The organism is Rhizobium sp. SG570 (assembly GCF_012275345.1).
In the GTDB taxonomy this organism is placed as follows: Bacteria; Pseudomonadota; Alphaproteobacteria; order Rhizobiales; family Rhizobiaceae; genus Rhizobium; species Rhizobium lusitanum.
The window spans coordinates 1-20,475 of record NZ_JAAZQI010000024.1; the positions used below are offsets into that span (position 1 = coordinate 1).

Annotated in this window: 19 protein-coding genes; 12 read left to right on the forward strand and 7 right to left on the reverse strand. The window is 61.3% G+C overall.

The annotated features are described in order from the left end of the window. The first annotated feature begins 438 nt into the window (after positions 1–438). The gene (locus tag FHT28_RS31260; RefSeq protein ID WP_034512760.1) at positions 439–645 is read left to right on the forward strand and encodes a hypothetical protein; all 207 of its coding nucleotides are present in this window, start codon (positions 439–441) and stop codon (positions 643–645) included. Between the two features lie 64 nt (positions 646–709). Here the strand turns inward: FHT28_RS31260 and FHT28_RS31265 are convergent, their stop codons facing one another. Then, positions 710–2,062 (reverse strand): ATP-binding protein, encoded by a 1,353-nt coding sequence (locus FHT28_RS31265; RefSeq protein WP_092576465.1) that lies wholly within the window; start codon positions 2,060–2,062, stop codon positions 710–712. 3 nt (positions 2,063–2,065) lie between these two features. Beyond that, on the reverse strand, positions 2,066–2,785 hold the full coding sequence (locus FHT28_RS31270) for a response regulator (protein WP_037199224.1): 720 nt from the start codon (positions 2,783–2,785) through the stop codon (positions 2,066–2,068). Between the two features lie 425 nt (positions 2,786–3,210). Here FHT28_RS31270 and FHT28_RS31275 point away from each other — a divergent pair, with 425 nt between their 5' ends. From FHT28_RS31275 to FHT28_RS31290, 4 genes are all read left to right on the forward strand, one after another. Continuing rightward, positions 3,211–3,975 (forward strand): pseudouridine synthase, encoded by a 765-nt coding sequence (locus FHT28_RS31275; protein ID WP_245297607.1) that lies wholly within the window; start codon positions 3,211–3,213, stop codon positions 3,973–3,975. After that, the gene (locus FHT28_RS31280; RefSeq protein WP_168598354.1) at positions 3,962–4,645 is read left to right on the forward strand and encodes a phosphoribosyltransferase; all 684 of its coding nucleotides are present in this window, start codon (positions 3,962–3,964) and stop codon (positions 4,643–4,645) included. The genes FHT28_RS31275 and FHT28_RS31280 overlap by 14 nt, the downstream gene beginning before the upstream one ends. A 147-nt stretch (positions 4,646–4,792) precedes the next feature. Then, positions 4,793–5,737: a phosphoribosylaminoimidazolesuccinocarboxamide synthase gene (locus FHT28_RS31285; protein WP_168598387.1), complete on the forward strand. Its 945-nt coding sequence runs from the start codon at positions 4,793–4,795 to the stop codon at positions 5,735–5,737. 352 nt (positions 5,738–6,089) lie between these two features. Beyond that, positions 6,090–7,541 carry an efflux transporter outer membrane subunit gene (locus FHT28_RS31290; protein ID WP_092576470.1) on the forward strand — a complete coding sequence of 484 codons (1,452 nt, stop codon included), beginning with the start codon at positions 6,090–6,092 and terminating at the stop codon, positions 7,539–7,541. Between the two features lie 30 nt (positions 7,542–7,571). On the opposite strand, the gene FHT28_RS31295 is transcribed toward FHT28_RS31290, so the two are convergent. Further along, positions 7,572–7,718: a hypothetical protein gene (locus FHT28_RS31295; protein ID WP_156143674.1), complete on the reverse strand. Its 147-nt coding sequence runs from the start codon at positions 7,716–7,718 to the stop codon at positions 7,572–7,574. 512 nt (positions 7,719–8,230) lie between these two features. On the opposite strand from FHT28_RS31295, the gene FHT28_RS31300 reads away from it, so the two are divergent. Then, positions 8,231–9,097 carry an SH3 domain-containing protein gene (locus FHT28_RS31300; RefSeq protein WP_092576472.1) on the forward strand — a complete coding sequence of 289 codons (867 nt, stop codon included), beginning with the start codon at positions 8,231–8,233 and terminating at the stop codon, positions 9,095–9,097. Between the two features lie 229 nt (positions 9,098–9,326). On the opposite strand, the gene FHT28_RS31305 is transcribed toward FHT28_RS31300, so the two are convergent. From FHT28_RS31305 to FHT28_RS31310, 3 genes are all read right to left on the reverse strand, one after another. Continuing rightward, positions 9,327–9,569: a DUF982 domain-containing protein gene (locus FHT28_RS31305; RefSeq protein ID WP_037199233.1), complete on the reverse strand. Its 243-nt coding sequence runs from the start codon at positions 9,567–9,569 to the stop codon at positions 9,327–9,329. A gap of 241 nt (positions 9,570–9,810) precedes the next feature. After that, positions 9,811–9,933, reverse strand: a complete 123-nt coding sequence (locus tag FHT28_RS36750; RefSeq protein ID WP_280518115.1) for a hypothetical protein — start codon at positions 9,931–9,933, stop codon at positions 9,811–9,813. Between the two features lie 78 nt (positions 9,934–10,011). Next, a complete protein-coding gene (locus FHT28_RS31310) occupies positions 10,012–10,200 on the reverse strand; it encodes a hypothetical protein (protein ID WP_037199234.1) in 189 nt (62 codons plus the stop codon). A 343-nt stretch (positions 10,201–10,543) separates the two neighbouring features. Here FHT28_RS31310 and FHT28_RS31315 point away from each other — a divergent pair, with 343 nt between their 5' ends. The 6 genes from FHT28_RS31315 to FHT28_RS31340 all read left to right on the forward strand — a co-directional run bounded on the left by FHT28_RS31315 (position 10,544) and on the right by FHT28_RS31340 (position 19,050). Continuing rightward, on the forward strand, positions 10,544–12,904 hold the full coding sequence (locus tag FHT28_RS31315; RefSeq protein ID WP_168598355.1) for a transglycosylase domain-containing protein: 2,361 nt from the start codon (positions 10,544–10,546) through the stop codon (positions 12,902–12,904). A 291-nt stretch (positions 12,905–13,195) separates the two neighbouring features. Then, complete coding sequence (gene dnaK, locus FHT28_RS31320; protein ID WP_037199239.1) at positions 13,196–15,112, forward strand: molecular chaperone DnaK; 1,917 nt, start codon at positions 13,196–13,198, stop codon at positions 15,110–15,112. Positions 15,113–15,294: 182 nt separating this feature from the next. Then, positions 15,295–16,440 carry a molecular chaperone DnaJ gene (dnaJ, locus tag FHT28_RS31325; RefSeq protein WP_037199240.1) on the forward strand — a complete coding sequence of 382 codons (1,146 nt, stop codon included), beginning with the start codon at positions 15,295–15,297 and terminating at the stop codon, positions 16,438–16,440. A 199-nt stretch (positions 16,441–16,639) separates the two neighbouring features. Further along, a complete protein-coding gene (recF, locus tag FHT28_RS31330) occupies positions 16,640–17,767 on the forward strand; it encodes a DNA replication/repair protein RecF (RefSeq protein WP_168598356.1) in 1,128 nt (375 codons plus the stop codon). 36 nt (positions 17,768–17,803) lie between these two features. Then, complete coding sequence (locus tag FHT28_RS31335) at positions 17,804–18,574, forward strand: molybdopterin-synthase adenylyltransferase MoeB (RefSeq protein ID WP_037199243.1); 771 nt, start codon at positions 17,804–17,806, stop codon at positions 18,572–18,574. 5 nt (positions 18,575–18,579) lie between these two features. Beyond that, complete coding sequence (locus tag FHT28_RS31340) at positions 18,580–19,050, forward strand: GNAT family N-acetyltransferase (protein WP_348645047.1); 471 nt, start codon at positions 18,580–18,582, stop codon at positions 19,048–19,050. Positions 19,051–19,069: 19 nt separating this feature from the next. Here FHT28_RS31340 and murA read toward each other — a convergent pair whose 3' ends face one another. Continuing rightward, on the reverse strand, positions 19,070–20,383 hold the full coding sequence (gene murA, locus FHT28_RS31345) for a UDP-N-acetylglucosamine 1-carboxyvinyltransferase (protein ID WP_168598358.1): 1,314 nt from the start codon (positions 20,381–20,383) through the stop codon (positions 19,070–19,072). Between the last annotated feature and the right edge of the window lie 92 nt (positions 20,384–20,475).

Sequence of the window (20,475 nt, forward strand, 5' to 3'; positions counted from 1 at the left end):
AGGAAACACTAGAGCGAAAGTCGTCGTCGCCAGCAGCGCCGCCGCCCTCGTTCAGTGAGTGGGCTTATAATCCCACCCAACGAACCAAGTCAACACACCAACTGTAAAAATTCTGACATTTTTGTAAGTGATTGATTTGTAAATAGATTTTGTGGATGGATGTGGGGAGAGGCAGCGTTTGCCCACAAGCGCTCCAAAAAATATTGTCCAAATGATCAAAATTTCGGTCGGCGCAACGGAAAGTCGATGTCCCAAGGCCGCTTCTCCTCCGGATTTGCCTCACAAGGGATCGAGGCCACGGTCACAGACGGCTGAGCAACCCCATTCCGCTCGCTCTATTGCCGACACGCAATTTTGAGATGCAAGCCTCAGAAAAACCGATATTTTATATGAGATTTCTGCTATATGTAAGAAAAACAGCATAGGAGGGAGGAAACAATGCACACAACAAGACCGGAAAGCATTATCGAAGTCAGCGTCGACAGCGCCAGCGGACGTCGTGCGCTGGGCATCATGAGCATGCGCCAGGCATTGGATCTGCCTGACCTGCTGCGATTCACCTATACGCATCCGGATCCTTCAAAAGCCGCTGCCGGCGTTGTCGTCAGCCGGGAAGAGCTCCAGACGTTTCTGACCTGCCACTGAGCCGCAGGCGAGGCGTACGGCACGGATCGTGCGGCAGCGCGAGGCTGTCTGGCGCCAGCGTTTCTCAGGCGGCCTTTCTTTCCGTGGCGGCAAGCGGCAGCAAGACGACAGCATTGAGCCCACCACCCTCGCGATCCTCCAGGCAGAGTGCGCCGCCATGCGCATCGAGAATTTGCCGGACGATGGCCAGGCCGAGACCGCTGCCGCCGAGATCGCGGTTGCGGGACTCTTCCAACCGCACGAAAGGCTCGAGCACTTCCTTGCGCCGCTCCGTCGGAATGCCGGGTCCGCGATCGCCGACGATGATGGCGCCTTGATCCCCACGATGCTCGACACCGACCTCGGCACAGCCGCCGTAGCGCAGTGCATTGTCGATCAGATTATCCAATACCCGCACCAATGCCGTCTGAGGCATCGTCACGGCCAGGGGCTGCCCGAACGGGGAGAAGGCAACGAGGTCCGAAGCATCCTGGCGCTCGGCCACATGGGAGCAAACGGCAACGTCGAGGTCGACGATAATCTTCCCGTCCGGCACGACGGTGCTGCGGGCAAAGCCAAGGGCATCCTCGACGAGGCGCTGCATGGCCTCCACATCGGCGATCGCCCGGTCGCGATGCGGCGTATCCGGCATCATCTCCATGCGCAGACGAAAGCGGGTGAGATAGGTTCTGAGATCATGCGAGATCGCCCCGATGATCAGGGTGCGGTTGTTGACCAGGGCAGCGATGCGCAGCTGCATCGCGTTGATGGCCCGGATCAGCATGCGAAGTTCGCAGGCGCCTCTCTCCGGAATATCGACCGGTTGCAGACCATTGCCGATGGAGTTGACAGTGCGGGACAGGCGCGTGAGAGGTCGGGTCTCCCGCGCTACGGCGGCGATCGCGATGACAGCGACCAGCATGCCAAGGACGCCGGCCATGAGGCCGACCGGAACCCCGCGCAACCGCACCGTCGGCGTATCGGGAAGCCTGAAGACGGCGACCTTGCCGCCGGCGACGCCGATCGACACTTCGACGATGCGGTCCGGCGCGCCGACGGAGAACCAGCCCTGTGGTCTTTCGGGAAGCGAGCGCATGTTGAAATAGCGATTGCCCAGAGCGATCGCTGCGAACTCACGCGCCAGCTTGTCGGTCAGGGTGAGATTGGACGCATCATCCTTTTGCCCGGGCAAGGGAGCATCGATCAGGCTAAGTGCCAGACCATTGGCATTCAGCGCACGGACGGCCAGCGGCTGCGTCTCGGGCGGGATGGCATCAAGAAGACGGATCGCCGACTTGACCTGCATTGCCGGCGAGATTTCGGGATCGAGCGACGTATTCGGCTTCAACTGGGCCGCGGCAAATGCCGCGAGCTGGATGACGAACAGCGCCACGGCAACGATCATAATGATGCGGGCGACGAGGCCGAGTTTCAGCATGGCTCAGACATCCTTCACTTCTGTCGTGAGGAGATAGCCGGCATTGCGCACGGTGGTGATGATATGGGCGCCATCGGGCAGGCAATGCCCGAGCTTGGTGCGAAGACGCGAGACCGTCACGTCGATGGTGCGGTCGAAAGGATCGGCGCCGCGGCCGCGCGTCCAGTCGAGCAACTGGTCACGCGATAATATGCGCCGCGGCCGCTCGAGAAAGCAGACGAGCAGATCGAATTCAGCCGTTGTCAGATGCACGATGCGTTCGCCCTCCATCTCGATCACCCGGCCATCGAGGTCGACGGTGAGGCCGGCGAAACTCTTGCGCCGGGCAGGAGCAGCGCCCTCCTCGGGACGCTCGGGCCCCGAGCGGCGAAGGATAGCGCGAATGCGCGCCAGGAGTTCGCGCGGATTGAAGGGTTTGCCGAGATAATCGTCGGCGCCCATCTCGAGGCCGAGGATGCGGTCGATATCTTCTGTTTTCGCCGTCAGCATGAGGATCGGCACCTGGCTGCGGGCGCGGATGCGGCGGCATGCCGACAGGCCATCCTCGCCCGGCAGCATCAGATCGAGAATGATGAGATCGGGAAAGCCCTTGGAGAGAATGCGGTCCATGGCGGCGGCGCTATCGGCAGCCTGCACGGCAAAACCCTCGCGGCTCAGGAACTCCTCGAGGAGCGCCCTAATCTCGCGGTCGTCCTCGACCAGAAGAAGCGATGCGGAAACCATGGCCCCTCCATGCGGGGCGAAAGGCGGTTTTGGCAACAGGGAAACAGTCGGCGTTACAAACTGTAACAAATTTCCGCTGTTTTGAAAAATCCCAGCAAAGGAAGCCGTGCAGTTTCCGGGCAAGGGCAATCCCTCCGGAGCGAACGGCGGCACCCTCTATGCCGCCTACCCGACCCAACCGCCCGCTCCGGTCCGAGGCAGGGCTCGTATCCATGAAATGCGAGCCCTGCCGCTTTCCGACCTTGCCTGCTTTCCAGCAATGCGATTTGCGTCCCGATCATCCTCGTGCGAAAGGATTGTCCTTCGCGGGCAGCAATGCCCGGTCATCGCAGTAGAGATCGTGAGGCAAACGGGTGAGCCAGCGGCATTCACCGCAAAGATCCGGCAAGACGGCGAGAGGCAGACAGGAACCCGACGGCAAGCGCGTGACCTTGCCGCGGGCGCTTTCCAAGCTCGGCTATTGTTCCCGCACCCAGGCGGAAACCCTAATTTCAGCCGGCCGCGTGACCGTGAACGGCAGAACAGTCACCGATCCGAGCACATGGGTCGATCTGGAGCGGTCGCAATTTGCGGTCGACGACATCGCAATATCTGCTGAAGAGAAACTCTACTTCATGCTGAACAAGCCGCGCGGGCTGGTGACAACCCGTGACGATCCCGAGGGCCGACCGACCGTCTATGACTGCCTGAGGGACATCGATGCACGGCATCTCGCTCCGGTCGGGCGGCTGGACAAGGCGAGCGAGGGGCTACTCCTCTTTACCAACGATACGGTCTTGGCGCAGGCGCTGCTCGATCCGGTCAGCCATGTCGGCAAGGTCTATCACGTCCAGGTCGACCGCATCATGGACCACGAGCAGTTCGAGCGCATGGAGCGCGGAATCATCGACGACGGTGAGCTTCTGACTGCCAGCATGGCCCGCCTGTTGCGCAGCGGGGATCGCAATAGCTGGATCGAAGTCGAGCTCAAGGAGGGCCGCAACCGACAGATCCGCCGGATGCTGGAGGCGCTCGGCATCGAATGCCTGCGGTTGGTGCGCGTCGCTTTCGGCGATATTGCGCTCGGCGATTTGCCGAAAGGTGCGGTCCGGCCCCTGACGGAGGCCGAAATCCTTCGGCTGCGCCGGCGCGCGGACCTGAAAACGAACGGACAGAATGGATCGAAGGCGAAACGCGATGCAGCCTCATGATTTCTGGCAGGAGCTCCACCCGCCCAAAACTTTCTCGACGGCGGGCGAACGCCACGATTTCTATGTGGCGGAGCTCCCGGACGGGCGCCAGTTGCGCCTGCCGATCCGTGTCCTGGCTGATGGCACGCACGCGCTGGCATCGCTGATCGTCAATCAGGCGAGTTTCGTCGTGCAGGAAGCGCTGGCCGAGGCGCTTGCGGCCAGGATTGCGGTCCACGATATCGATGTCGTCGCCGGATTGCCGACGCTGGGGCTGACGCTGGCGAGCGGGGTTGCACGGGCGCTCGGCCATAGTCGTTACGTGCCGCTCGGGACCTCGCGCAAATTCTGGTACAGGGAAGAACTATCGGTTGCGCTTTCATCCATCACCACGCCAAACCAGGAGAAGCGTCTTTATATCGACCCACGCATGTTGCCGCTGCTCGAAGGAAAGCGCGTGGCGCTGGTCGATGACGTCATATCGAGCGGAGCTTCGATCGTTTCCGGCCTGGCCCTCCTGACCGCATGCGGCATCGAACCCGTGGTGATCGGCGCGGCCATGCTGCAATCCGAGCGCTGGCGGGAGCGTGTCGATGCGGACGGCAGGCAATGGAGCGAGCGGATCGTCGGTGTTTTTTCGACACCGCTCCTCGAACAGACCGAAAATGGCGGCTGGCATAGTCCCGGCTGACCGCCTTTTCCAGCAGGGCAGCCATGCCGGCGGGCTCGAAGAATGCAACATTGCATATGAAAATCGTTCCGATTCCCGCCGCAATGCGCTAAGGGTCCGCTCAAGAAGCATCCGTCGGGCGGATGCAGGAGCCTGCTGGTGGACGTGTTGCGAATTCTCTCCGAAGCCTATTTCCCGGAACTGCCCAATTACTATCGCGGCAAGGTACGCGAGAATTACGACCTGCCCGACGGCAGCCGCATCATCATCAGCACCGATCGCTTGAGCGCCTTCGACCGCATCCTCACCTGTATCCCTTACAAGGGCCAGGTACTCACCCAAACGGCGCGCTACTGGTTCGAGCAGACGCGCGATATCTGCCCGAACCATGTCATCGACTATCCCGACCCGAATGTCGTCGTCGGCAAGCGGCTGAACATTCTGCCGGTCGAGGTCGTCGTGCGCGGTTATCTCGCCGGCACCACCGGCACCTCGATCCTGACGCTTTATAAGAAGGGTCAGCGCGAGATGTACGGCATCACGCTTCCGGACGGCATGCGTGACAACCAGATCCTGCCGGAGCCGATCATCACGCCGACGAGCAAGGAATTCGACGGCGGCCACGACGAACCATTGACGCCGACCCAGATCATCGAGCAAGGACTTCTGACCGAGGCACAATGGCGGACATTGTCGGACTATGCCCTGGCCCTGTTTGCGCGCGGTCAGGAAATCGCCCGCAAGCGGGGGCTCATCCTCGTCGATACCAAATATGAATTCGGCACTGACGAAAACGGCACGATCATCCTTGCCGATGAAATCCATACGCCAGACAGCAGCCGCTATTGGCTGGCCGACAGCTATCAGGACAGATTCGAAAAGGGCGTCCGCCCGGAAAGCTTCGACAAGGATTTCGTCCGGTCCTGGGTGACGGAACGCTGCGATCCTTACAAGGATGAGATCCCGGAGATCCCGCTGGAGCTCATCGAGCAGACGTCCAAGGTGTATATCCGTGCCTATGAAGCAATCACAGGCACGCCTTTCCTGGCCGACGACCGCAGTGCAACACCGCGCGACCGGGTTCGCGCAAGTCTCGCTCGCTATTTCCCGTAGAGACGATCCGAGCGGCCTTTTAACGAGACCAGCCGGCCGAATAACCTTCCAATGGTTGCATCGGCTAACGATTCGTTAACATCCCGCACCCTTGAGTGGTGGGCGGAAGGGTATGTTTTTTGCAACACTTTAGATTTTTTTTACCGAAACCCTGCTATTTCGCCCGATCCCACATATGTTCCCCGACGAGAAATCGTAAAAGCCACTGTGCTATTGCAAAACTCATTGCTAGATTGACGCCGACCGCTTCGGGTCATTGTTTGTACTGCGTAAGGCTGGAGCGCCGAAACACTTAGGGTCATGTCGACCCCGTAAAACACTGATCATGTAAATTGAATTGTGGGACAATGTGATGGTTTCCATTCGTACTGCCGCCCCCGCCCTGCTGCTTATTCTGGCAGGTTGCGTCAGCGGCCCAGATCATAAGCCACCGGAAATGCCTCTCCCGGCCAAATTCTCGGAGGGCGGTACGAAGGTCAATGGCGATATCGCCGGTTCACAATGGTGGACCGCTTTCGGCGACTCCAGACTGAATGCCTTCGCCGCCCAGGGTCTTGCCCAAAACCTTAACATCCAGCAGTCGCTGGAAGCCATCAATCAGGCTGAAGCTGCGGTCGTCACCGCAGGTGCCGGCGGCTTGCCGAGCCTGACGGTTAGCGGCGACCACACAACCAGCGGCCAGAAGGGCTCGCTGCGCACCCAGACCGAAACGCAAAACAGCACAGGCGGCACTGCTTCGGTTTCGTGGCTGCTCGACCTCTGGGGCCAATATCGCCGCGCAAGGGAAGGCGCCAACGCATCGCTCGATGCCGCTTACTCCAGCGTCGACATCGCACGGCTTACTTATCTTCAGGATCTCGCCACCAGCTACGTCAACGCCCGTTACTATCAGGCACTTGTGGCGATCGCTCAGGAAAACCTAAAGTCCCGCCGCGATACGCTCTCATTGACGAAGTTCCAGCTCGAAGCCGGTGCGGCATCCCGCCTCGACGTCGTTCAAGCTGAGGGCCTTGTCAATTCGACGCTTTCGACCATTCCCGGTTTCGAGATCAGCTATCGCCAGGCCGTGCACCATATCGCCACGCTGCTGAACGTGCCTTCTTCGACGATCATTGCGCAGATGCAGGGCGGCGGCAAACAACCGGTCTTCCGTGGCAGCGTCCGCACCGGCGTTCCTGCCGATCTGATCCGCAATCGACCAGACATCCGTCGCGCAGAGCGTCAACTCGCTGCGGCCACAGCGGAGATCGGCGTGGCGGAAGCCAAACTGCTGCCGTCGATCACGCTCAGCGGCGCGATCTCGCCGTCCTATATTCATACTTCGGCCAGAAGCGGCGGCCTGACCAGCTGGTCGTTCGGCCCGTCTCTGAACCTACCGATCTTCGACGGTGGCGCACTGCGTGCCGGCGTCAAGAGTGCAGAATCAGCGAGCCGCGAACAGTACATCGTCTGGCAGCAGACGGTGAGGAGTGCCATCGAGGATGTCGAAAACAACCTCTCGGCGGTCACCCGCGATGCCCAGACGGTCGCTGCTCTGCACGCGCAGGTGAAATCCTATCAGGAAGCCCTGCAGCTCTCGACCGCGAGCTACAAGGACGGTGCGTCTTCGCTGCTCGACGTTCTCGACGCGCAGCGCAACGTGACGGCAGCCCAGCAGAGCCTGGCGCAGGCCGTTCAGACGAGCGCCAACGACTACATCCTGCTGAACGTCAACATCGGCGCGGGCTATGTACCGGCCGGCAAGACGACCGTGGCTGAAGCGCCGGCCAAGATCGTCAAGGTCTCGGCCAAGAAGGCCAACTGAGGACATCGCCCCGTATAACGGGCGTTTCGCTTAAATCTTCAAAACCGCCGCAGTCACTTGCGGCGGTTTTTCGTTGGCGGAAACACAGCCGAAATTGAAAATGGCGCGCCCCGCTTTCGCAAAGCACGCCATCACCATGAAAAACAAAAAGGCCGGAGCAAACCGGCCTTTCGTCATCCGCCCTCACAACAGTGCCAGTACATCCGTGGTCAAAGGGAAAGCGGAACTGCAGCCAGATTGATCGTGAAAGGTTAACGATACGTCAACTTCACTTCCGCGATCGAAGAAGGATAAAAACTGCTCGCTTGGAGCGCGCCAGTCATCCATCGGCTGCATGACTGTAGCCTATGTCGGAATGCAACACGGCGATTTCAAGGTCGCGGCAATCATTCTTCCAGCCATGTCATGAGAGATACGCACTCCGGCGACAGTAACGCGCCGAACAGTAAGCCGCGCAGGCCTCGAACGCTTTATCCACAGTCGTTCAAGCTCCATTCATGCAAACACTTTTAAAACACATGCTGAGATTGAAGGCGCGCCGCGAAATCTATCAGATTCCGTGCATGCGCAGGCCTTTATCTTGCCGAAATTGGGAAGTCATACCGAATGGGCGCCGGGGTAGGCGTATCAGATGCCGAACAAGCACCGCACGGCGATTCGCGGCGACGGTGTGCAAAGGGAGAGTATTCATGAGGTTCAAGGTTCTTGCCGCGAGCATGCTGGCCGCACTCGTTGCGTTGCCGGCCATCGCGGAGGCAGCGGAAGGCTTTGCCACCGCAAATGTCAACATGCGGTCAGGCCCGAGCACCGCTTATCCGGCAGTGACCATGATCCCTGTCGGCGTGCCGCTGCGGATAAATGGCTGCCTCAACGAGACGCCCTGGTGCGACGTCTCGTTCTACGGTGGTCGCGGATGGGTCGCCGGCCGCTATATTCAGGCGACCTACCAGTCGCGTCGTATCTATGTCGATCCGCAATATTATCGCCCACTCGGTATTCCGACCGTGGTCTTCAACTTCGATGACTATTGGGGTCGTTATTATCGCGGCCGCGACTTCTACCGTGATCGCGATCGCTGGCGGCGCGGTCCCGGTTGGGTCGATCGTCGCCCGGATCGCAGTCCGGGATGGGACGGTGGATCAAACTGGAATGACGGACAGGATCGCAATTGGGACCGCCGTCCCGATCGCAATCGCGACTGGAACAGCGGATCGGACTGGAATGACGGACAGGATCAGAACTGGGATCGCCGCCCCGACCGTAATCGCGACGGCAATCGGGACTGGGGCCGCCAGCAGCCGGACAACAACCAGGATTTTGGCAGCCGGCCGGATCGCCGGCGCGATAATAACCGCCCCGACAACCAGCCGCGCCCCGAACCGCAGCAGCGACAGCCTCAAGCTCAACCGCAGCCCCAGCCGCAGCCGCAGCCGCAGCCGCAGAATAATCCGCGGCCGAATGCCGGTGCCCCGGGTCCTTATAGCCCTGACCATACGGATCCCTGCCCGGCGTCGGAACCGAATTGCCGCATGTCGGTAAGAGGTTCAAACCGCTGACGACGTTTTGCGAGACCTAGACAACAAAAGGCCGGCGACCCTAAAAGTCGCCGGCCTTTTTGATGCCATGCATACCAGCTTGAGAAGCTGCCCCGTCTTTATGGCCCGGTGGCGACAGCACAATAGGAAATCCCGCGGAATTGATCCGCTTTCAGGTAACGTGCCTATTGCCGCACTACCGCCAGGGCGCAGTTTCGAGCGATCGACGATCCGGCAGCGCGGAGGCGCTTCAATGGGTTTTCAGATGCGCTTCCCGCATTGCCGAGATGAACATCTCACGAGCTTCTTCGACGGATTTGCGGCCATCGATCGCTGCCCGGCAAACGCTTCTGGCCGCCACATACAGCGGACCGCGGCGGTCCGGCCAAAGATTGGCCATGCAATTCAATGCCTCGGATGGGCCTGTCACAGTCTGGGAACTACCTTGAACGAAACCGATCTCGATCGGATTGCTCCATTTGATGTGTCGCATGAATACTCCTCCTCACGCGCTACCAACTGCTTGGAACCGCCCTCCAAGACGGTCACATGACAATACTATAACTCTGATCAGATCATTCGAAAATACGCAACATTGCGAAGACCATTCGAAGTTTCGAAGCATTCGACCAGTTTCAATCGGCCGGCCGCTGAGACCCGCGAGACGAATTTCTGCAATAGCTTTTTGGGAAGTGCGGACATCCGCTGGATGCCGTTGCGAGCTGGCGTGCAACCTATTTCTCGCGGGCGATACGCTTTGCCTCGTCGGGCGAGAAGCCGGCCCGGCGGGCGAGCCGCTCCAGTCCGAATATCCGATCGATCTGGTCGACCAACCACAATTCAAAACGCTTCCACATTGGCGCAGCCTCCTCCGCCGCAAACCGTTCGCTCGCGGCAGCCCACGATGAACATCGCGCCCGGCCCGCCAAGACTGTTCAACGAAACAGCGGCGGCCTCTGCGCATTCGAGAGCAATTCCTGCTTTGTCGCGAAGTCGCCAAACAGCTTTTTCAGCCGGACTTCCTCGTCCTTGCAAATCCGGTGGCGCCGGGCAAAATCCTCGACACTCCACACCTCCCGCAGCCTGCTCTCGCCAGCTTTCTCTATCTTGATCAATGAACTCATAGGCTCGCCCTCTCGTTTTTATGGGACGATAATGCCCGGGACGGCGAAAAGTTCCCTGCGCGCCCCCATTCTGGATGGGCGAAAGCCGCTATCGCGAGGGCCGGAAATGTTCTTAATCCCTCCTTAAATCGCCGCATTTACAGTTCAGGCGGGATTTAATGTCTTCGCGAGGGGTTCGTGAACGAACGGCCGGCAGCGCTCCTGTCCGGAGCATCGGGATCATTCTTCCAAGATGATAGCCGGCAGACGGGCGATCGCGCGTCCTGAAGGGCATGTGCTGCCGTTGTGATCAGTTGGCAGCAGACATCGGAACACTGAAGCATCGAGGTACGACCGGCCCGCAATGGCAGATAAGAAAAAATCACGCCAGAGGATAGATCCATCCTTTTCCAGCGGCCGGGAACGCATCGATGACGGATTCAGCGCTGGCGAACGCATCGTTGGCGGCAGACGCTCGTCTCGATATGAAGAGCCGGAGTACGACGAGGACGAGGATGAGCCGGTGGTCGAAAAACCCCGCCGCTCGCGCAGCCGGCGCAAGCCCGCCCGACGTCCACCGCGCCGTGGTTTTTTCGGGTTCATCCGCACAACGATCTATTGGGGACTGGTGCTTTGCCTCTGGGCCGGCATCGGGCTTGCTGGCCTTGTCGCCTACTACGGGTCGCGCATGCCGAGCGCCAGCACCTGGGCCATTCCCGAGCGGCCGCCGAACGTAAAGATCGCCGGCCTCGACGGTAGCCTGATTGCCAACCGCGGCACGACCGGCGGCGAAGCCTTGGCGCTCAGCGACATGTCGCCCTACATACCCGAAGCCATCGTCGCCATCGAGGATCGGCGCTTCTATTCCCATTTCGGCTTCGATCCGATCGGTCTAGGCCGCGCCTTCGTGACCAACGTCCTGACGGGACACGCCGTCCAGGGCGGCTCGACGCTGACGCAGCAGCTCGCCAAGAACCTGTTCCTGTCGCCGGATCGCACGCTGGAACGCAAGGTGCAGGAAGTGCTGCTTGCGCTATGGCTGGAGCATAAATACACCAAGGACCAGATCCTGACGATGTATCTGAACCGCGTCTATTTCGGCTCGAACGCCTATGGCGTCGAGGCGGCCTCGCGGCGTTACTTCAACAAATCGGCCCGTGACGTGAACCTCGGCGAGGCCGCCATGTTGGCCGGCCTTGTCAAGGCGCCGTCGCGGCTGTCGCCCGCCCGTGATCCCGCCGCCGCGGAGGCTCGAGCCCAGCTGGTGCTGCAGGCCATGCAGGATCAGGGCTTCATCAGCGAGGCCGACATCAAGACCGCGATGTCGCAGCCGCCGACACGCTCGAAGAGCTACTGGAGCGGCGCGGAAAACTACGTCGCTGACATGGTCATGGATCAGCTTCCGAAGCTGATCGGCAGCGACATCAAGGATGACCTGATCGTCGACACCACCCTTGACATGTCGCTCGAGGAGAAGGCCGAAAAGGCGCTGAACGACGTGCTCGCCAAGGATGGCAAGAAGCTCAACGCATCCCAGGCCTCGCTCGTGTCCGTCGATGCGACGGGCGCCATCCGCGCGCTGGTCGGCGGTCGCGACTATGCACAAAGCCAGTTCAATCGCGCCGTCACCGCCAAGCGCCAGCCGGGCTCGGCCTTCAAGCCCTTCGTCTATACCGCGGCATTGGAAATGGGGCTAACGCCCAATTCGATCCGCAACGACGCGCCGATCAAGATCGGCAACTGGGCACCGGAGAATTACGAGCAGCGCTACAGCGGCCCCGTGACGCTTGCCACGGCGGTGGCGCAGTCGCTGAACACGGTTGCCGCGCAGCTCGTCGCCGAGGTCGGGGCGGACCAAGTGATCAAGGTGGCCCACAGGCTCGGCATCGAATCCGACCTGCAAGCCAACGCCTCCATCGCGCTCGGCACGTCGGAGGTCTCGCTGCTGGAACTGACCTCCGCTTACGCCGCCTTCATGAACGGCGGCTTCAAGGCGACACCCTACGTCGTGACCAAGGTTACGACCGCAGGCGGCAAGGTTCTCTACCAAGCCAATGTCGCCAATCCGCCACGCGTGATGAACCCGGATATCGTCGCCAACATGAACGCCATGATGGCCGGCGTCATCGCATACGGAACCGGCAAGTCGGCCCGCATTCCCGGCTGGCAGGCCGCCGGCAAGTCCGGAACGACGCAATCCTTCCGCGATGCGCTGTTCGTCGGATTTACCAGCCATCTGACCACCGGCGTCTGGTTCGGCAACGACGACGGCAAGTCGATGCGCAAGGTCACGGGCGGCGGGTTGCCGGCCAGGGCATGGAAGGATTTCATGATCGCCGCGCACAAGGGCTTGACGCCGGCACCGATCTTCGGTGGCGGCCAGATCATCGACAACGGCTTGCCCGTGGCGCAATCGGCGCCGAATGCCGACCAGCCCACGACGATCGGCAATATCATTTCCGGCACGTCCGGCGGCGGGCAGGCGATTCAGCAGCCGACGCTGCAACAGCGGCCGATCCAGCCGCAGATCGTCAACCAGACCGTTGCCAACGACGACCCGCAGGATCTGCCGCCGGCCAATCTGACCGACGACACCAACCCCTACAGCTCGAACACCTACGACACCGGCGACATCCCCCCTGCCGATGTGGGCGATACCAACCCCCACACGGCGACGGTGCGACCGCATCGTTCCTCGCTTCTCGACGTCATTCTGGGCCAATAAAAACGTAATTTTCAGCCTTGCCGCTTGCATGGCCGCGGCAAGGCTGATCTGATATAGGATTGCATGAAATCCACAGGCCCGCGGACGGCCCCGGCATGTGGAATTTGGGCGACAAACCATTCGTTTTGCTGGATTCCAGGTCATTTCCTGCCTTGCAGTCAGTAAAACCGCTACTTATATACGCCGCATCACCGCAGTCATGGCTGCGCAATCCTCAAGACCATCCCGTAAGGGGCTGTCAATGGAATGCCTGGCAGGGGTTCCGATAGCTTGCTTCAAGGAGAGAATGACATGGCAAAAGTAATTGGTATCGACCTTGGAACGACAAATTCCTGCGTCGCCGTCATGGACGGTAAAGACGCCAAAGTGATCGAAAATGCCGAAGGCGCCCGCACCACCCCGTCGATGGTCGCCTTCTCCGATGATGGCGAACGCCTCGTCGGCCAGCCGGCCAAGCGCCAGGCTGTGACAAACCCCACGAACACCCTCTTCGCGGTGAAGCGCCTGATCGGCCGCCGCTACGAAGATCCGACCGTTGAGAAGGACAAGCACCTTGTTCCGTTCACGATCGTCAAGGGCGACAATGGCGACGCTTGGGTCGAAGCCAACGGCAAGGGCTATTCGCCTGCACAGATTTCCGCAATGATCCTTCAGAAGATGAAGGAAACCGCGGAATCCTATCTCGGCGAGAAGGTCGAAAAGGCCGTCATCACCGTTCCCGCATACTTCAACGACGCGCAGCGTCAGGCAACCAAGGATGCCGGCAAGATTGCCGGTCTTGAAGTCCTGCGCATCATCAACGAGCCGACCGCTGCAGCACTCGCCTACGGTCTCGACAAGAAGGACGGCAAGACCATCGCCGTTTACGACCTTGGTGGCGGCACCTTCGATATCTCCATCCTGGAAATCGGCGACGGCGTCTTCGAAGTGAAGTCGACCAACGGCGACACCTTCCTCGGCGGTGAAGACTTCGACATGCGTCTCGTCGAATATCTCGTTGCCGAGTTCAAGAAGGACAACGGCATCGACCTCAAGGGCGACAAGCTCGCGCTGCAGCGCCTCAAGGAAGCTGCCGAAAAGGCGAAGATCGAACTGTCCTCCGCGCAGCAGACCGAAATCAACCTGCCCTTCATCACGGCTGACGCCACCGGCCCGAAGCATCTGACGCTGAAGCTGACGCGCGCCAAGCTGGAAAGCCTGGTCGACGACCTCGTGCAGCGCACCATCGCGCCCTGCAAGGCCGCCCTCAAGGATGCCGGCGTTACCGCTGCCGAAATCGACGAAGTCGTTCTCGTCGGCGGCATGAGCCGCATGCCGAAGGTACAGGAAGTCGTCAAGCAGCTGTTCGGCAAGGAACCGCACAAGGGCGTCAACCCGGATGAAGTCGTCGCTCTCGGCGCCGCCATCCAGGCCGGCGTTCTGCAGGGCGACGTCAAGGACGTTCTGCTGCTCGACGTGACCCCGCTGTCGCTCGGCATCGAAACGCTTGGTGGCGTCTTCACCCGTCTGATCGAACGCAACACGACGATCCCGACGAAGAAGTCGCAGACCTTCTCGACCGCTGACGACAATCAATCGGCCGTGACCATCCGCGTCTCGCAGGGCGAGCGCGAAATGGCTGCCGACAACAAGCTGCTCGGCCAGTTCGACCTCGTCGGCCTGCCGCCCGCTCCGCGCGGCGTGCCGCAGATCGAAGTCACCTTCGACATCGACGCCAACGGCATCGTCCAGGTTTCGGCCAAGGACAAGGGCACCGGCAAGGAACAGCAGATCCGCATCCAGGCTTCCGGCGGTCTTTCCGACGCCGACATCGAGAAGATGGTCAAGGACGCCGAAGCCCACGCTGCCGAAGACAAGAAGCGTCGCGAAGGCGTCGAAGCCAAGAACCAGGCCGAAAGCCTGATCCACTCCAGCGAAAAGTCGCTGAAGGATTATGGCGACAAGGTCAGCGAAGCCGATCGCAATGCGATCTCCGACGCAATCGCAGCGCTGAAGGCGGCGACCGAAGCTTCCGAGCCGGACGCCGAAGATATCAAGGCCAAGACCCAGACGCTCATGGAAGTTTCCATGAAACTCGGCCAGGCGATCTATGAGGCCCAGCAGGCGGAAGCCCCTTCGGCTGATGCCTCGGCAGCCGGCAAGGACGACGTTGTCGATGCCGACTACGAGGAAATCAAGGACGAAGACGACCGCAAGCGGTCAGCATAAGCGCGAACCGAAAGGTTCTCGAGGAGCTACTGCGCCGCGCGTCCTTTTGGACGCGCAAAGGGCGCAGCGGAATTTAAAGTGGCGCATAAGCCTTTCCTTAAACCCTATCAATTTAAGGGGTTGTGCGCATGATCCGGCTGCCTTCGGGCAGCCGGAAATCCATTTCCGGGGTCTAATCCTTAATGGCAAAAGCGGATTTTTACGAGACATTGGGCGTCTCAAAGACGGCGGACGAGAAAGAGCTGAAGAGCGCCTTTCGCAAGCTGGCGATGCAATTTCATCCGGACAAGAACCCGGACGACAGCAGCGCCGAGCGGAAGTTCAAGGAAATCAACGAAGCCTACGAGACGCTCAAGGATCCGCAGAAGCGCGCGGCCTATGATCGCTATGGCCACGCGGCTTTCGAGCACGGCGGCATGGGTGGCGGAGGCGGTTTTGGTGCCGGCTTCGGCGGCGGCGGTTTCTCCGATATTTTCGAGGATATTTTTGGCGAGATGATGGGTGGCGGCCGCGCACGCGGACGTTCCTCCGGCGGTCGCGAACGCGGTGCCGATCTTCGCTACAATATGGAAATCTCGCTCGAGGAAGCCTTCGTCGGCAAGACGGCGCAGATCCGCGTGCCGACCTCGCTCACCTGCGACGTCTGTTCCGGCTCCGGTGCCAAGCCCGGCACGCAGCCGAAGACCTGCGGCACCTGCCAGGGCTCCGGCCGGGTGCGCGCCGCACAGGGCTTCTTCTCTGTCGAACGTACCTGCCCGACCTGCCATGGCCGCGGCCAGATCATTCCCGATCCCTGCACCAAGTGTCATGGCCAGGGCCGCGTGACCGAAGAGCGTTCGCTCTCCGTCAACATTCCGGCCGGCATCGAGGACGGCACGCGTATCCGCCTGCAGGGCGAAGGCGAAGCGGGTCTTCGTGGCGGGCCTGCGGGCGACCTCTACATCTTCCTTTCCGTCAAGCCGCATGAGTTCTTCCAGCGCGACGGCGCCGACCTTTATTGCGCGGTGCCCATCTCGATGACGACGGCCGCGCTTGGCGGCACCTTCGATGTGGCGACGCTCGACGGCACGAAATCGCGCGTCACCGTTCCCGAGGGGACGCAGGTCGGCAAGCAGTTTCGCTTGAAGGCCAAGGGCATGCCGGTGCTGCGCTCGAGCCAGGTCGGCGATCTCTATATCCAGATCCAGATCGAGACGCCGCAGAAACTGACCAAGCGCCAGCGCGAACTCCTGCAGGAATTCGAGCAGATCTCGTCGAAGGACAACAATCCCGAATCGACGGGCTTCTTTGCCCGCATGAAGGATTTCTTCGATACCTTCAGCGATTGAACGGCGAATCAAATTGCTTCCCATAAAACCGGCCGGTGATTCGGCCGGTTTTTTCGTTTGCGGCCGAATCACCAGCCCTCGTGGCTCGAGACAGCCCTACGGGCCTCCTCACCGTGAGGCTGATGTGCACGGCAAAATCCTTGCGCTCGGGCGATGTTCGGCATACCCCTCGGCCACCGACTAAGAATCCGAAAGACCAATGCCGCACAAGGTTTTCATCTCGCGCCTGAAGCTTACCGACTTCCGCAATTATGCGGCGGCCGCACTTGCGCTTGACGAGCGGCATGTGGTGCTGACCGGTGACAACGGCGCCGGCAAGACCAATCTCATGGAGGCGGTTTCTCTTCTCTCGCCCGGGCGCGGCCTGCGGCGTGCAGCCTATGCGGATATCACTCGCGTCCGTGCGCCGGGTGGATTTTCGATCTTTGCCGAACTCGAAGGCATTGAGGGCTCAGTCGAGATCGGCACCGGCATCGACGCGACAGACGAGGCGGCGACCCGCAAATTGCGAATCAACGGCACGGCGGCCAAGACCGTGGACGAGTTGACCGATCATCTGCGCGTTCTCTGGTTGACGCCGGCCATGGACGGCCTCTTCACTGGCGGCTCTTCCGAACGCCGCCGCTTCCTCGACCGGCTGGTGCTGTCGCTCGATCCCGCCCATGGCCGTCGTGCCAGCGATTTCGAGCGCGCGATGCGCAGCCGCAACAAGCTGCTGTCCGAGGGCCGGTTCGATCCCTCCTGGCTTGCCGGCATCGAGGAGCAGATGGCGAGCCTCGGCATCGCCATGGCGATCGCGCGGCAGGAGATGCTCGGCCTTCTTTCGCGGCTGATTGCCGAAACGCGCGAGGCAACGCCATTTCCCTCGGCGGCTCTTGAACTTTCCGGCTTCCTCGACGGGCAATTCGATCGACCGGCCGTCGACCTCGAGGATCATTACGCCGCCCTGCTGCGCGAGGGACGCTACCGCGATGCGGCGGCCGGGCGAACGCTGGATGGGCCGCACCGAGCCGACCTGCTGGTGCGCCATCGCGAAAAAGACATGGAGGCGGAACGCTGCTCGACCGGCGAGCAGAAGGCCCTGCTTGTCGGCCTGATCCTCGCCCATGCGCGCCTCGTCGGCAATCTGACCGGGCACGCGCCGATCCTGCTGCTTGACGAGATTGCCGCGCATCTCGACGAGGGCCGGCGCGCCGCACTGTTCGATCTCATCGATGGGCTCGGCGGACAGGCGTTCATGACCGGCACGGACAAGGCGATGTTTTCAGCGCTCGGCGAGCGCGCGCAGTTCTTTACCGTGGCGCATGGCGGCATTACAAAATCCTAGCACCTCAAAACCGCCGATCATGATAGAATTGCCGCCATGGATCCTTTAACCTCAGACGAAATCGCCCGTTATCAGCGCCATATCCTGCTGCCCGAAATCGGTGGCGCCGGCCAGCAGAAATTGAAGGCCGCGCGCGTTCTGGTGATCGGCGCGGGCGGGCTCGGGGCGCCTGTATTGCAATATCTTGCGGCCGCCGGCGTCGGTACGCTCGGCATTACCGACGACGACCGCGTCTCGCTGTCCAACCTGCAGCGGCAGGTGATTCATGACACCGGCACCATCGGCGAATTGAAGACGCAAAGTGCGGCTGACGCCATCGCAAGGCTCAACCCGCATGTGCGGACCGTCCGTTTCGAGGAGCGTTTCTCCGCCGACACGGCTGCGCGGCATCTCGCCGGTTTCGATCTCGTCATCGACGGCTCCGACAATTTCGACACGCGCTATGCCGCAGCCGACGCGACTGAAGCCGCCCACCTGCCGCTCGTGACCGGCGCGGTCGGGCGATTCGACGGGTCCGTGACGACGTTGAAGCCCTATGAGAACGGCACCGACGGCGCGCCCAATCCGCGCTATCGCGATCTCTTCCCGGCACCGCCGCCGGAAGGCTTAATTCCAAGCTGCGCGGAGGCCGGCATCATCGGTGCACTGACCGGCGTCATCGGCACGCTGATGGCGATGGAGGCGATCAAGCTCATGACCGGCATCGGCGAACCGCTGATCGGCCGACTGCTGCTCTACGACGCGCTCACGGCGCGCTTCGAGACCATTCGTTATCGCCGCAAGCGCAGCAAGGTGGCAGCGGAATGAGCGATATTACGATTCAACGGCTGAATGGCAGCTTCGACCGCTGGGACGCATTGCTCGACCTCATCCTTGCCTCTTTCGCCTATATGAACGGACGGATCGACCCACCCTCATCTGCGCTTGCGCTGACGTCGCAGTCCCTCAGGGAAAAAGCTCGCAACGAGATCGGCTATGTCGCGCTTGATGGAGATAAGATAGCCGGCTGTGTATTTTGTCGCGCCGAGCCGGATAGCCTCTATATCGGCAAGTTGGCCGTGTTGCCGACCGCGCAACGCAAGGGGATCTGCAGGCGTCTGCTGACATATGCGGAGGCTGACGCGCGCGAGCGAGGTCTCGCCGTCCTGCGGCTGGAAACGCGCATCGAACTTACCGAAAACCATGCAACCTTCGCCGCGTTGGGCTTCGCCAAAACCGCCGAGAATCGCCATCCGGGCTTCGATCGCACGACGTCGATCGAGATGCAGAAATTCCTACCGTAGCGATTCGCGCCTTCGGCCCTCACGCCTCCCGCGGCGGGATGCGCGTGATGCGGGCGCCGAGCGCGTTCAGCCGCTCCTCGATGCGCTCATAGCCGCGCTCGATCTGCTGCGCGTTGTTGATGATGCTCGTGCCTTCGGCGCACATCGCCGCGATCAGCATGGCCATGCCGGCGCGGATGTCGGGACTTTCGAGCTGGGCGGCGCGCAGCTTCGACGGGCCGGCGACGATGGCGCGATGCGGGTCGCACAAAACGATTCGCGCGCCCATGGCGATCAGCTTGTCGACGAAGAACATCCGGCTTTCGAACATCTTCTCGAACATCAGAACGACACCGTCGCATTGCGTCGCGGTGACGATGGCGATCGACATAGTGTCGGCCGGGAAAGCCGGCCACGGCTGGTCCTCGATCTTCGGAATATGGCCGCCGAAATCGGACTGGATCTTCATCTCCTGCCCGGAGGGAATAATCAGATCATCGCCCTCGATACGGCAGCGGATGCCGAGGCGCTCGAAGGTCATCAAGGTGGAGCGCAGATGCTCGACACCCGCCTTGCGGATGGTGATTTCCGAGCCGGTGACGGCGGCAAGGCCGATCAGCGACCCCACCTCGTTATGGTCAGGCCCGATCCGGTGCGTGACGGCACCCAACGGCTGGCCGCCGTGGATCGTCATCATGTTGGTGCCGATCCCTTCGATGCGGGCGCCCATGGCGATGAGAAAGCGCGCCAGATCCTGCACATGCGGCTCGGAGGCGCAGTTGCGCAGGATCGTCGTGCCTTCGGCTGACACCGCAGCGCAGAGCGCGTTTTCCGTCGCCGTCACCGAGGGTTCGTCGAGGAAGACATCGGCGCCGCGCAGCCGTTCGGCGCGAAAACTATAGACGTGGTTGACGCTGATCTCGGTGCCGAGCTGTTCCAGCGCCAGGAAATGCGTGTCGACACGCCGGCGGCCGATGACGTCGCCGCCGGGCGGCGGCAAGGTGATCTCGCCGCAACGCGCCAACATCGGGCCGGCAAGCAAGATGGAGGCACGGATGCGGGCGCAGAGGCCCGGATCGAGATTGGCGGGGCGCAGTTCGCGTGCCTCGATTTCGAGCTCGTTGCGCCCGAGCCAGCGCACCTTCGCGCCGACCGACTGGATCAACTCCACGAGCGCCTCGACGTCGCGGATGCGCGGCACGTTGCTGAGCTCGACGCGCTGATCGGTCAGCAGCGATGCAGCGATGATCGGCAGCGCGGCATTCTTGTTGCCGCTCGGCTCGATCTCACCCGACAGCTTAAAGCCGCCTTCAACGACATATTGGATCCGCTCATGCGGTAGCGCCCGTGCCATTTCTCTTCTGCCCTTCCTGCTTCGTACCTGCGGTCATCTCTGGGTCGCCTTTATGACATGGGCGTGACCGGCCCCGAGGCGGATGCATTGAT